This window comes from Citrobacter sp. UYEF32 (assembly GCF_040546205.1).
Classification (GTDB): Bacteria; Pseudomonadota; Gammaproteobacteria; order Enterobacterales; family Enterobacteriaceae; genus Phytobacter; species Phytobacter diazotrophicus.
Genome location: NZ_JBEPNI010000006.1, coordinates 416,850 through 430,447, shown reverse-complemented (window position 1 = coordinate 430,447; position 13,598 = coordinate 416,850). Strand labels below are relative to the sequence as shown.

Below are 13,598 nucleotides of genomic sequence, written 5' to 3'. Positions count from 1 at the left end.
GATGGTAGTGTGGGGTCTCCCCATGTGAGAGTAGGGAACTGCCAGGCATCAAACAAGTAAAAAGCCCATCCTCACGGATGGGCTTTTTGCGTTTTCTTCGCATGATAAAAGGAATTTTTCATGTCTGTTCTTTATATCCAGGTTCGCAAAAATCATATCACCGTTCGCAACATTGAGCGTAAGCAGGATGTATCAGGAAGCGGTGCCTTTAGTAATCAACGCCTGCTTATCGCTGATTTTTTCAAGGCCGAAAAAGTTCTGTGGGACCTTATCGAACAGATCCGACCCCGTTCATGGCTCAGGAAACTGCTGCGCACAGACCGCTTTGACATTGTTATCAGCGCGCTGGAAATGAACGAGGGCGGATTATCGCAGGTCGAAGATCGTATCCTGCAGGAAGTCGTCGCAGGTGCGACGCGAATGCGTTATCGCCGCTTGATAACGCACGCGCAATCAACACCCCTGAGCGATGACGCTGTGATGGCGCTGATCGCGAAGCGGTAAACATTACTGTTGATAGCGTAAATGCAGCAGTGGATATGGCCTGCCGGAATCATCCTTTTCGCTTCGTCCGGTTACCATAAATCCCAGCTTAAGGTAGAACCCAATGGCCTGCTCGTTTTGCTCATTAACGTTGGTCGTTAAGTTGGGGGCCAACAGCAGGGCGTGTTCAACCAGTCGTTTCCCTACGCCGCTGCTGCGAACGTCAGGATCAATAAACAGTGCATCCATATGCTTATCGGTGAGTAGCATAAACCCAACGGGTTCATCCTGTTTATTGACGGCAACCCAAAGCGGCGCTGTCGGTAAAAATGCACTCACCTGCTCCTCCAGCTCTGCCCGATAATCTCTGGACAAAAAATCATGTGTTGCATCGACCGAGCGGCACCAGATTGCGATCAGCCTCTCTCCTTCCTCAGGTCGCGAACGACGAATACTAATAACCATATTGTCTCCTGTTATGCGCGCTTATATTCTAACGCAAACACTTTCGTGAAACTTTCTCACCTTCTACATGCAGACTCGACAACGCGCCTATTCCTGGGTATTGTCAGCTATCTGGATGTCTAAACGTTTAAACGTATGCAGTGAGGATATAAGTTATGCCGATTCGGGTGCAGGACGAGCTACCAGCCGTCAATTTCTTGCGTGATGAAAACGTCTTTGTGATGACGACATCGCGTGCTACAGGTCAGGAAATTCGTCCGCTCAAGGTACTTATCCTCAACCTGATGCCAAAGAAGATCGAGACAGAGAACCAATTTCTGCGGTTACTCTCCAACTCGCCACTGCAGGTGGATATCAAGCTACTGCGCATTGACGCGCGTGAATCACGCAACACGCCAGTGGAACACCTCAACAACTTCTACTGTAACTTTGATGAAATCAGCGAAGAGAACTTCGATGGCTTGATTGTAACCGGTGCGCCATTGGGTCTGGTTGAATTTAACGATGTTGCCTACTGGCCGCAGATCAAACAGGTACTGGAGTGGGCAAAAGACCATGTCACCTCCACGTTGTTTGTCTGTTGGGCGGTACAAGCCGCACTGAATATCCTTTACGGTATTCCTAAGCAAACCCGCAGTGAAAAGCTGTCCGGCGTCTATGAGCACCACATTTTGCATCCACACGCTCTGCTGACTCGTGGTTTTGATGATACGTTCCTCGCGCCGCACTCACGCTATGCCGATTTCCCGGCAGCACTGATTCGTGACTATACCGACCTGGAAATCCTGGCTGAAAGCGATCAGGGCGATGCCTATCTGTTCGCCAGCAAAGATAAGCGTATCGCCTTTGTTACCGGCCATCCTGAGTACGACGCTAATACTCTGGCAGGTGAGTATTTCCGTGATGTTGAGGCCGGGCTGTCACCGGAAATCCCGTATAACTATTTCCCGAACGACGATCCCCGGAACAAGCCACATGCGACATGGCGTAGCCATGGAAATCTATTGTTTACCAACTGGCTGAACTACTACGTGTACCAGATCACGCCGTTCGACCTGAGCCATATGAACCCAACGCTTGATTAACGTTTCAGCACGATCCTAAAGCGTTTCAGCTCCCCATTTCAGGCACCTTCGGGTGCCTTTTTCATGCCTGAAATTCCCTCCAGCAAGTAATTAAATTTTAAATTCATTGTTATCAAATAGTTAAGTTGTTTTTTAAATTAAAATGGAAATTGTTTTTGATTTTGAAAATTAAATGAGTAGTCTTAATTGTGCTGAACGAAAACCATACAACGATCTTTCGTTCGCGTTGGGGAGTGTACGCGGATCAACGATGATGAGGAGCAGCGCAATGACACAACAGGCAACGACGACAGGTGAGTTGGCTTTTAACAAGCCTTATGGCGAAATGGAAAAGCAAATTCTGACCCCGGAAGCGGTCGAATTCCTTACGGAGCTGGTGACACGCTTTACGCCACAACGCAATAAGCTACTGGCTGCGCGTATGCAACAGCAGCAGGATATCGACAACGGCAAGCTGCCTGATTTTATTTCGGAAACTAATTCCATTCGAGAGGGTGACTGGACTATTCGCGGTATCCCGGAAGATTTGCAGGATCGCCGTGTTGAGATCACCGGGCCGGTTGAACGCAAAATGGTGATCAATGCGCTCAATGCCAACGTGAAAGTCTTCATGGCGGATTTCGAAGACTCCCTTTCACCGGACTGGGATAAAGTGATCGATGGGCAAATTAACCTGCGTGATGCGGTGAATGGCACCATCAGCTACACCAATGAGGCCGGGAAAATCTACCAGCTCAAACCCGATCCGGCGGTACTGATTTGTCGCGTCCGTGGCTTGCATTTGCCAGAAAAACACGTGACCTGGCGCGGCGAAGCTATCCCTGGCAGCCTCTTCGACTTTGCGCTCTATTTCTTCCACAACCATAAAGCGTTGCTGGCAAAAGGTAGCGGTCCTTACTTTTATCTGCCGAAGACCCAGGCATGGCAGGAGGCGGCATGGTGGAGTGAAGTCTTCTGTTATGCCGAAGATCGCTTCGACCTGCCGCGCGGCACCATCAAGGCCACCTTGCTGATCGAGACGCTGCCTGCCGTCTTCCAGATGGATGAAATCCTGTATGCGCTGCGTGACCATATTGTTGGTCTGAACTGTGGCCGTTGGGATTACATCTTTAGCTATATCAAGACATTGAAAAACCACCCGGACCGTGTGCTACCCGATCGTCAGGTGGTAACGATGGATAAACCATTCCTGAGCGCCTATTCGCGGCTGCTGATTAAAACCTGCCATCGCCGTGGCGCGTTCGCCATGGGTGGCATGGCGGCCTTTATTCCCAGTAAAGATGCTGAACGCAACAACCAGGTACTCAATAAAGTAAAAGCGGACAAGTTGCTGGAAGCCAACAACGGCCATGACGGTACGTGGATTGCGCATCCGGGCCTGGCGGATACGGCCATGGCTGTCTTTAACGAGGTACTGGGTGAAAACAAAAACCAACTGGCGGTTACGCGTGAGAGCGATGCCCCCACCACGGCAGATCAGCTACTGGCGGCCTGCGATGGCGAACGCACAGAAGAGGGGATGCGCGCCAATATCCGCGTGGCCGTTCAGTACATCGAAGCGTGGATCTCCGGCAACGGCTGTGTACCGATTTACGGTCTGATGGAAGATGCGGCAACGGCTGAAATCTCGCGTACCTCAATCTGGCAGTGGATCCATCACGAGAAAACGCTCAGCAACGGCAAACCGGTCACGAAGGCCCTGTTCCGTCAAATGCTGGCCGAAGAGATGCTGGTGATTCAGGAAGAGTTGGGCGAACACCGCTTTAGTAGCGGACGTTTCGATGATGCTGCCCGCCTGATGGAGCAGATCACCACCTCTGATGAGTTAATCGACTTCCTGACGTTGCCAGGCTATCGCCTGCTGGCTTAGCGCCCAGGCTATTTTGTTCGCCATTTTGGCCCCGGACAGCGCTCAAAACCCTCACGTACGCTAAGTACGCTCCGGTTTTTGCGCGGCTTCTCGTGACCAAACTGCCTTCACCAATAACGCCTGGAAAGCCAGGACGAGAATATGGAGCATCTGCACATGAAAACCCGTACCCAACAAATAGAAGAACTGAAAAAAGAATGGACTAACCCTCGCTGGGAAGGCATCACGCGTCCTTATAGCGCGGAAGAGGTGGTGAAATTACGTGGCTCGGTGAACCCGGAATGCACGCTGGCGCAGATGGGCGCAGCGAAAATGTGGCGTCTGCTGCATGGTGAGGCGAAAAAAGGCTATATCAACAGCCTTGGCGCACTGACTGGCGGGCAGGCATTGCAACAGGCAAAAGCGGGCATCGAAGCGATTTATCTGTCGGGCTGGCAGGTGGCGGCAGATGCGAACCTGGCCTCCAGTATGTATCCGGATCAATCTCTCTACCCGGCCAACTCCGTTCCGGCTGTGGTCGATCGGATCAACAACACCTTCCGCCGCGCGGATCAGATCCAATGGTCGGCGGGTATTGAACCGAACGATCCGCGTTACACCGATTATTTCCTGCCGATCGTGGCGGATGCCGAAGCCGGTTTTGGCGGCGTACTGAATGCCTTTGAACTGATGAAATCGATGATTGAAGCCGGTGCAGCGGCCGTTCACTTCGAAGATCAGCTGGCTTCGGTGAAAAAATGCGGCCATATGGGCGGAAAAGTGCTGGTACCGACGCAAGAGGCGATTCAGAAACTGGTGGCTGCGCGTCTGGCGGCAGATGTCATGGGCGTACCCACGCTGGTGATTGCCCGTACCGATGCGGATGCTGCGGACCTGATTACCTCGGATTGCGACCCTTATGACAGCGAGTTCATCACCGGCGAGCGTACCAGCGAAGGGTTCTATCGTACCCGCGCCGGGATCGAACAGGCTATTAGCCGTGGCCTGGCGTATGCGCCGTATGCCGACCTGGTGTGGTGTGAAACCTCAACACCCGATCTGGCGCTGGCGAAACGCTTTGCGGATGCCATTCATGCGAAATTCCCTGGCAAGCTGCTGGCGTATAACTGCTCGCCGTCATTCAACTGGCAGAAAAATCTGGACGACAAAACCATTGCCAGTTTCCAGCAGCAACTGTCGGAGATGGGCTACAAATACCAGTTTATTACCCTGGCGGGCATTCACAGCATGTGGTTCAACATGTTCGACCTGGCACACGCCTATGCGCAGGGTGAAGGGATGCGGCACTATGTGGAAAAAGTGCAGCAGCCAGAGTTTGCCGCCGCCAAAGAGGGCTACACCTTCGTGTCTCACCAACAGGAGGTGGGCACGGGCTACTTCGATAAAGTGACCACCATCATCCAGGGCGGGGCGTCCTCTGTTACCGCGTTAACGGGCTCAACGGAAGAAGCTCAGTTCTGACACCTCTCACCGTAACTCTCTCCCCTGAGGGGAGAGAGGATCGATCCGTGCAGTTTTCGGGGTTGGCTGGATAATGTTTTCTCCCCTCTCCCTGGAGGGAGAGGCCGGGGTGAGGGGAAAGATGCGATGTCACGTGGCCTGGAATTACTGATTGCACAAACCATTCTGCAAGGTTTTGATGCGCAATACGGGCGCTTTCTGGAAGTGACTGCCGGCGCGCAACAGCGTTTCGAACTGGCGGACTGGCACGCCGTTCAGCAGGCGATGAAGCAGCGCATCCATCTTTACGATCACCACGTTGGGCTGGTTGTGGAGCAGCTACGCTGCATCACCGACAGTCAGCAGCCTGATGCCGAATTTCTGCTACGGGTGAAAGAGCATTACACCCACCTGTTACCGGACTACCCGCGCTTCGAAATTGCTGAGAGTTTTTTTAACTCCGTCTACTGCCGCCTGTTCGATCACCGCTCGCTTAGCCCCGAGCGCCTGTTTATTTTCAGTTCTCAGCCGGAACGGCGCTTTCGCACCATTCCGCGCCCGCTGGCGAAGGACTTTTGGCCTGAGCGTGGCTGGGAATCCCTGTTAACCAAGGTATTAACCGATCTGCCGCTGCGTCTGCCCTGGCAGGATAAAGCGCGCGATGTCGGTTATATCATTACTCACCTGACAGAGACGTTTGGCGCCGATACATTGCGTCAGTCCCATTTGCAGGTCGCAAACGAGCTGTTTTACCGTAATAAAGCGGCGTGGTTAGTGGGCAAATTGATCACCCCTGCGGGTACGCTTCCCTTCCTGCTGCCGATTCATCGTACGGACGAAGGCGAGCTGTTTGTCGATACCTGTCTGACCTCGCATTCGGAGGCCAGTATCGTGTTCGGCTTCGCCCGCTCCTATTTTATGGTGTATGCCCCGTTACCCGCAGCCACCATCGAGTGGTTAAGGGAGATTCTGCCGGGTAAAACTACCGCTGAACTCTACATGGCTATTGGCTGCCAGAAGCACGGTAAAACGGAAAGCTATCGCGAATACCTGAATTATATTTATGCCTCGGACGAGCAGTTTGTTGAGGCGCCGGGCATTCGCGGCATGGTGATGCTGGTCTTCACGCTGCCGGGCTTCGACAGGGTCTTTAAGGTCATCAAAGATAAATTCCCGCCGCAAAAAGAGATGAGCGCGGCGCATGTGCGCGCCTGCTATCAACTGGTGAAGGAACATGATCGCGTCGGGCGTATGGCAGATACACAAGAGTTTGAACACTTCGTTCTGGAAAAGCGCCAGATTGACCCGGCGTTAATGGCGCTATTGCTCCAGGAGGCGCCGCAGAAAATCACCGACCTTGGGGATCGCATCTCCATCAGTCATCTCTATATTGAGCGCCGCATGGTGCCGCTTAATCTCTGGTTCGAGCGGGTACATGGTTCGCAGTTGCGCGATGCGGTGGAAGAGTACGGGAACGCCATCCGCCAGCTCGCTGCGGCGAATATTTTTCCCGGCGATATGCTGTTTAAAAACTTTGGCGTCACCCGTCACGGGCGCGTAGTGTTCTACGATTATGACGAGATCTGTTATATGACGGAGGTCAACTTCCGTGATATTCCGCCGCCGCGTTACCCGGAAGATGAACTGAGTGCCGAACCCTGGTATAGCGTCTCGCCGGGCGATGTTTTCCCGGAGGAGTTTCGCCACTGGTTGTGCGCCGACCCGCGCATTGGACCGTTATTTGAAGAGATGCACGCCGATCTGCTGCGCGCCGACTACTGGCGAGGCCTGCAGGCACGCATCAAAAACGGTCATGTGGAAGACGTTTACGCCTACCGTCGCCGCCAGCGCTTTTGCGTGCGCTACGGCACATCTGAAAGCGCTTTATTGCGAGCGGCTTTCCAGTCATGACGCTGTCTGTTTGTATGACTTTTATTGCCGCAGTACTCTTGCATCGTATTGCGGGCGTACAGATAGCATTGCGCTAAGTCTGGCGGAGGAATTCTCTGGTGATATGCGTCTCTTCTTTCTAATATGTCCATACTGGCCATTCAAGCCATTTTGGCTAAAAAGGAGGATGTATGTACGTCATGCCTGCGCAACAAGCAAAGAATCAATTTGGGGATTTGCTGATGAAGGCCCAGAGTGAACCTGTGGAAATCAGTAAGCACGGTAAACGAGTGGCAGTGGTCATTTCTCCTGAGGAATATGATCAATATACGCAATTGAAGTTACAAAGACTGAAAGCTGTTCTTGCTGAATCAATGGCTCAGGCGGATGCCGGTGAATTGCATAGCGTTGAGGAGGTGTTCGGCCCGTTGGAAACAGATAAAACCAAAGATATTTAAGGGCATAGCGAAGGGATGAGCGTCAGGTTTACGACAAAGGCGAAAGAGCATATTCACGCGATTGGTGTTTATTCTACACATCGGTGGGGTAGGAAAGTCGCGCAGACATATGCTTCTGTATTGCGCGTTACAATGACGAATATTCTGGATAAACATCCTTCCCCAAGTCGTGACCGCAGCAACGATCTCTTTCCGGGAGTGCGTAGTTTCCCTGTCGAAAGCCACATTATTTATTACCGTGAAGTCTCAACAGGGATTATCGTTTTGGCAGTGCTGCATGAAAAGCAGGATCCGCAGAACTCTCTCTAAATCTCAGGTCGTTAAACAGGTTACGGGCCGCTTTCAATTCGCCCTTTCAACGACGGCAAACTCCTCAAAGATCAGCTCCATATCCGGCGTCCAGGTGCCTTCACGTTCAAAGAACGCCTGATGCGCCGATTGCCAGTAAGCCAGGCTCAAATCACCTTCGCCTTCCAGCGCGGCGAGTTCCGGACTCATTTCATTAAACCGGATCAGCCTGAGCGTCAGAGTGCGTATCACGCATGCGGCTTTGCCCTGGCCGTCCAGCACAATGTGATAGGCCCCTGGCGTGACGGAGGGTTGTTCTTGCCTGTAGCTGGCAAGTGAGCCGCAGGTACCGCGCTTTTTCCCCGCGATGACCAGGGCTGCCAGTTCGTCGGCCAGTTCCGGTGAATCGCCGAACGACCAGCAGAAAGCCGAAGGGTATTTATCCTGCCAATATGATTTGAGGTCAGCCATTTTGACGCATCCCACCCCAGGCGACCGTCACCTCTTTGGCCCCTTTGATCGCCAGCGCGCCCAGCTCAGTCACCCGGTCATCGGTGATACGGGAAATGGGGCCGGAAATAGAGATCGCGGCAAACGGCACACCATGTTCATCATAAATGCAGGCAGCGACGCAGCGCAGGCCAAGCGCATGTTCTTCGTCATCAAAGGAGTAACCGCGCTTACGCGTCTGGGCCAGATCCTCTTTCAGGTGCACTGGTGATACCAGCGTGGCATGGGTATAGGCATGCAGCCCTTTGCGATGCAGCAGGCCGGAGACCTGGTCATCATTCAAATAGGCGAGGAACGCCTTACCCGCGCCGGAAGCGTGCATCGGCAGCTTCCCGCCAATCGGCGCGGACATGCGCATCAGTTGGGTACACTGTACCTGGTCTATAATTATGGCCTGATGGTCGCTCTGGTCGAGTACCGCAAGGTTGACCGTCTCGCCGGAATCTTCCATCAGCTTGCGCAGGATCGGATGGACAATCGCCATCAGGTTGCGGCTTTGCAAAAAGCTGCTGCCGACGATAAACGCGTGGGCGCCAACGGACCAGTGGCCTAATTCACCGACCTGGCGCACAAAGCCAAGCTGTTGCATGGTGGTGAGCAGACGGTGGGTTGTGGAATTGGGCAGGCCGGCCTGTTGCGCCAGCTCGGTGAGCGCAACGCTACCATGGGATTCGGCAATTGACTCAAGCAGTTTGAGTCCACGCGTCAGAGACTGGACTTGCCCGGTAGCCTGAGCGGCGGGGGCGGCGGGTTTTCTGCCGCGTTTAGCGGGAACAGTGGCGACCATGGCTGACTCCTTTTCTGTATCGTGGAAATCATTTTCGTTTTATTTAATTATAATGCAACTCTGACGCGGACTGATCGGATGAGTTCAAATGAACATCTCTCATGTTCCCCCTGTGCGCCTTTTCCGCTCTGTCAGTTTGTGCCAGTATGTCCTGCTGGCCTTTTGGCCTGGTTGAGCGTTGTCGGGAGCACGTGTGAGCAGCAAAGTTGAGCAACTGCAGCAGCAGTTAAAAGAACGAATTTTGGTTCTGGACGGGGGCATGGGCACCATGATCCAGAATCAGCGTCTCAGTGAGCAGGATTTCCGCGGCGAGCGATTCGCCGACTGGCCCTGCGACCTCAAGGGTAACAATGATCTGCTGGTGATTACAAAGCCAGAGGTGATTGCCGCTATCCATTCCGCCTATTTTGAAGCGGGTGCGGATATCATTGAGACCAACACCTTTAACTCCACCACTATCGCGATGGCGGATTACCAGATGGAATCCCTGTCGGCGGAGATCAACTTTGCGGCGGCCAAACTCGCCCGCGCGTGTGCCGATGAATGGACTGCCCGCACGCCGGAAAAACCGCGTTATGTTGCCGGTGTTCTTGGCCCAACCAACCGCACAGCCTCTATCTCGCCGGACGTTAACGATCCCGCGTTTCGTAATATCACTTTCGACCAACTGGTGACCGCCTATCGCGAGTCGACCAAAGCGCTGGTGGAAGGGGGTAGCGACCTGATCCTGATCGAAACGGTGTTCGACACCCTGAACGCCAAAGCCGCCATTTTCGCGGTGAAAGAAGAGCTGGAGGCGCTGGGCGTCGATCTGCCGATCATGATTTCTGGCACCATTACCGATGCTTCCGGGCGTACGCTTTCCGGGCAAACTACAGAAGCCTTCTATAACTCATTGCGCCACGCCGATGCGCTCACCTTCGGCCTGAACTGCGCACTGGGGCCAGATGAATTGCGCCAGTATGTGCAGGAACTCTCGCGCATTGCCGAATGCTACGTGACCGCGCACCCGAACGCCGGGTTGCCAAACGCCTTTGGCGAATACGATCTCGACGCCGACACCATGGCGGCACAAATTCGCGAATGGGCAGAATCCGGCTTCCTGAACGTGGTCGGCGGGTGTTGCGGCACCACGCCGGAACACATTAAAGCGATGAGCGATGCCGTCGCCGGTCTGCCACCGCGCAAACTGCCGGACATTCCCGTCGCCTGCCGTCTGGCGGGCCTGGAGCCGCTGAATATTGGCGATGACAGCCTGTTTGTGAACGTGGGTGAACGCACCAATGTCACCGGTTCGGCGAAATTCAAACGCCTGATCAAAGAAGAGAAGTACAACGAAGCGCTGGACGTGGCGCGTCAGCAGGTGGAAAGCGGCGCGCAAATCATCGATATCAATATGGATGAGGGGATGCTCGACGCCGAAGCGGCGATGGTGCGTTTCCTCAACCTGATTGCCGGTGAACCGGACATCGCCCGCGTACCGATTATGATCGACTCCTCAAAATGGGAGGTGATCGAGAAAGGGCTGAAATGCATTCAGGGTAAAGGCATCGTTAACTCCATCTCAATGAAAGAGGGCGTTGACGCGTTTATCCATCATGCGAAAAAGGTACGCCGTTACGGTGCCGCCGTGGTGGTGATGGCCTTTGATGAAGTAGGCCAGGCGGATACCCGCGAGCGCAAAATCGAAATTTGCCGCCGGGCGTACAACATCCTGACCAAAGAGGTGGGCTTCCCGCCGGAAGACATTATTTTTGACCCGAATATCTTTGCGGTTGCCACCGGGATCGAAGAGCACAACAACTATGCGCAGGACTTTATCGGCGCCTGCGAAGACATCAAACGCGAACTGCCCCATGCGCTGATCTCTGGCGGCGTCTCCAACGTCTCGTTCTCGTTTCGCGGTAATGACCCGGTACGTGAGGCGATCCACGCGGTCTTCCTCTATTACGCTATCCGTAATGGCATGGATATGGGGATCGTCAACGCCGGGCAACTGGCGATTTACGACGACCTGCCGGCAGAACTGCGTGATGCGGTGGAAGATGTGATTCTGAACCGCCGCGATGACAGCACAGAACGCTTGCTGGATCTGGCAGAAAAATACCGTGGCAGCAAAACCGACGATACCGCCAATGCCCAGCAGGCGGAATGGCGGAGCTGGGACGTGAAAAAGCGTCTGGAATATTCGCTGGTTAAAGGTATTACCGAGTTTATCGAACAGGACACCGAAGAGGCCCGCCAGCAGGCCGCTCGCCCGATTGAGGTGATTGAAGGGCCGCTGATGGATGGCATGAACGTGGTCGGCGACCTGTTCGGCGAAGGCAAAATGTTCCTGCCGCAGGTGGTGAAATCCGCCCGTGTTATGAAACAGGCGGTGGCCTACCTTGAGCCGTTTATCGAAGCCAGCAAAGAGAAGGGCTCCAGCAACGGCAAAATGGTCATCGCCACCGTGAAAGGTGACGTCCACGACATCGGCAAAAATATTGTCGGCGTGGTATTGCAGTGTAACAACTACGAAATCGTCGATCTTGGCGTGATGGTGCCGACGGACAAAATTCTCAAAACTGCCCGTGAAGTGAACGCCGACCTGATTGGCCTGTCTGGCCTTATCACTCCGTCGCTGGATGAAATGGTCAACGTAGCGAAAGAAATGGAGCGCCAGGGCTTCACGATCCCGCTGCTGATTGGCGGCGCGACCACCTCAAAAGCGCATACAGCGGTGAAAATCGAGCAGAACTACAGCGGCCCGACGGTCTATGTGCAAAACGCCTCGCGCACCGTAGGTGTGGTGGCCTCGCTGCTGTCTGATAGCCAGCGCGATGAGTTTGTGGCCCGCACCCGTAAAGAGTACGAAACCGTGCGTATTCAGCATGGCCGTAAGAAGCCACGTACACCACCCGTGACGCTGGAGGCCGCCCGTGAAAACGATCTGGCCTTCGACTGGGAGAGCTACACCCCGCCGGTGGCCCATCGCCTGGGCGTACAGGAAGTGGAAGCCAGCATCGAAACCCTGCGTAATTACATCGACTGGACGCCGTTCTTTATGACCTGGTCGCTGGCTGGCAAGTATCCGCGCATTCTCGAAGATGAAATCGTCGGGGAAGAGGCTAAGCGCCTGTTCCAGGACGCCAACGATATGCTGGATATGTTAAGCCGTGAGAAGAGCCTGAACCCACGTGGTGTGGTGGGTTTGTTCCCGGCGAACCGCGTAGGCGACGATGTTGAGATCTATCGCGATGAAACCCGCACTCAGGTGCTCGCGGTAAGCCGTCATCTGCGTCAGCAAACCGAGAAAGTGGGTTTCGCTAACTACTGTCTGGCCGATTTTGTCGCGCCGAAGTTGAGCGGCAAAGAAGATTACATCGGCGCGTTTGCCGTTACCGGTGGTCTTGAGGAAGACGCGCTGGCAGAGGCGTACGACGCGCAGCATGATGATTACAACAAAATCATGATAAAAGCCGTGGCAGACCGTCTGGCGGAAGCCTTCGCCGAATATCTGCATGAGCGCGTACGTAAGGTCTATTGGGGCTATGCGGCCAACGAGAACCTCAGTAACGAAGAGCTGATCCGCGAAAATTATCAGGGGATCCGCCCGGCGCCGGGATATCCGGCCTGCCCGGAGCATACGGAAAAAGGCACGATCTGGCAGCTACTGGATGTGGAAACCCACACCGGTATGAAACTGACGGAGTCCTTCGCCATGTGGCCGGGCGCCTCGGTCTCCGGCTGGTACTTTAGCCACCCTGACAGCAAGTATTTCGCCGTGGCGCAGATTCAGCGCGACCAGGTGGCGGACTACGCATTGCGTAAGGGAATGAGCGTGGCGGAAGTGGAACGCTGGCTGGCGCCGAATCTGGGCTATGACGCGGACTAAACATCAGGCGAATGAGGCTATCTTGCTTGCCTGTTTGAACCTGGGCAGTGCTCAAAATCCTCACGTACTCCGTGTACGTTCCGGTTTTTGCGCGCTGTCCGCGTTCAACGCTCTGCGCCGATGACGCCAACCGGGCCTGGTTCTGAACGTTCTTTCATTCCCGGAACTATCCTGCAGGCCCGTTTTTCATTACTCAATATCTTTAGATAACAGCAGGGTAAATATTTTTATTAATCGTATGACAATTATAATTGTCATTAGCAGCCTTAGTATATATAACTATATAAAGTGTTAATCCGCACCGTAATTAATAACGTATTAAAAATGATACCTTAAAAATATATTAAAACCCCGGTGTTATTTTTGATACTTTAAAAGTCCCTCAATAAATCAGGTTATGTGATCGCTGTTAGTAACTCAGCATAGTTGCATTTAATAAAATAGC

The 13,598-nt window shown here is 53.7% G+C and carries 11 protein-coding genes; 8 read left to right on the top strand and 3 right to left on the bottom strand.

The genetic code is table 11. The features are described from left to right. The first annotated feature begins 120 nt into the window (after nt 1-120). Complete coding sequence (locus ABIB59_RS19470) at nt 121-504, top strand: YjaA family stress response protein (RefSeq protein WP_071194382.1); 384 nt, start codon at nt 121-123, stop codon at nt 502-504. Nucleotides 505-507: 3 nt separating this feature from the next. Here ABIB59_RS19470 and ABIB59_RS19465 read toward each other — a convergent pair whose 3' ends face one another. Continuing rightward, entirely contained in the window at nt 508-948 is a 441-nt protein-coding gene (locus ABIB59_RS19465; protein WP_108702204.1) for an acetyltransferase, read from the bottom strand. A gap of 155 nt (nt 949-1,103) precedes the next feature. On the opposite strand from ABIB59_RS19465, the gene metA reads away from it, so the two are divergent. From metA to ABIB59_RS19435, 6 genes are all read left to right on the top strand, one after another. Beyond that, nucleotides 1,104-2,033: a homoserine O-acetyltransferase MetA gene (gene metA / locus ABIB59_RS19460; RefSeq protein WP_039076763.1), complete on the top strand. Its 930-nt coding sequence runs from the start codon at nt 1,104-1,106 to the stop codon at nt 2,031-2,033. Between the two features lie 268 nt (nt 2,034-2,301). Continuing rightward, nucleotides 2,302-3,903 (top strand): malate synthase A, encoded by a 1,602-nt coding sequence (gene aceB / locus ABIB59_RS19455; RefSeq protein ID WP_039076764.1) that lies wholly within the window; start codon nt 2,302-2,304, stop codon nt 3,901-3,903. A gap of 156 nt (nt 3,904-4,059) precedes the next feature. Beyond that, nucleotides 4,060-5,364 (top strand): isocitrate lyase, encoded by a 1,305-nt coding sequence (gene aceA, locus ABIB59_RS19450; RefSeq protein WP_103245891.1) that lies wholly within the window; start codon nt 4,060-4,062, stop codon nt 5,362-5,364. 126 nt (nt 5,365-5,490) lie between these two features. Next, nucleotides 5,491-7,254, top strand: coding sequence for a bifunctional isocitrate dehydrogenase kinase/phosphatase (gene aceK, locus ABIB59_RS19445; RefSeq protein ID WP_222557104.1), 1,764 nt, complete (start codon nt 5,491-5,493; stop codon nt 7,252-7,254). Between the two features lie 170 nt (nt 7,255-7,424). Next, entirely contained in the window at nt 7,425-7,691 is a 267-nt protein-coding gene (locus ABIB59_RS19440; RefSeq protein WP_079498817.1) for a type II toxin-antitoxin system Phd/YefM family antitoxin, read from the top strand. A 15-nt stretch (nt 7,692-7,706) separates the two neighbouring features. Then, nucleotides 7,707-8,000 (top strand): type II toxin-antitoxin system RelE/ParE family toxin, encoded by a 294-nt coding sequence (locus ABIB59_RS19435; protein ID WP_079498815.1) that lies wholly within the window; start codon nt 7,707-7,709, stop codon nt 7,998-8,000. A gap of 33 nt (nt 8,001-8,033) precedes the next feature. Here ABIB59_RS19435 and ABIB59_RS19430 read toward each other — a convergent pair whose 3' ends face one another. Both ABIB59_RS19430 and iclR read right to left on the bottom strand, forming a co-directional pair. Further along, nucleotides 8,034-8,450 (bottom strand): ASCH domain-containing protein, encoded by a 417-nt coding sequence (locus ABIB59_RS19430; protein ID WP_354036637.1) that lies wholly within the window; start codon nt 8,448-8,450, stop codon nt 8,034-8,036. After that, entirely contained in the window at nt 8,443-9,276 is an 834-nt protein-coding gene (iclR, locus tag ABIB59_RS19425) for a glyoxylate bypass operon transcriptional repressor IclR (RefSeq protein WP_039076768.1), read from the bottom strand. Before iclR ends, ABIB59_RS19430 begins: the two co-directional genes overlap by 8 nt. Nucleotides 9,277-9,469: 193 nt before the next feature. On the opposite strand from iclR, the gene metH reads away from it, so the two are divergent. Then, entirely contained in the window at nt 9,470-13,153 is a 3,684-nt protein-coding gene (gene metH, locus ABIB59_RS19420) for a methionine synthase (protein ID WP_354036635.1), read from the top strand. Nucleotides 13,154-13,598: the final 445 nt, after the last annotated feature.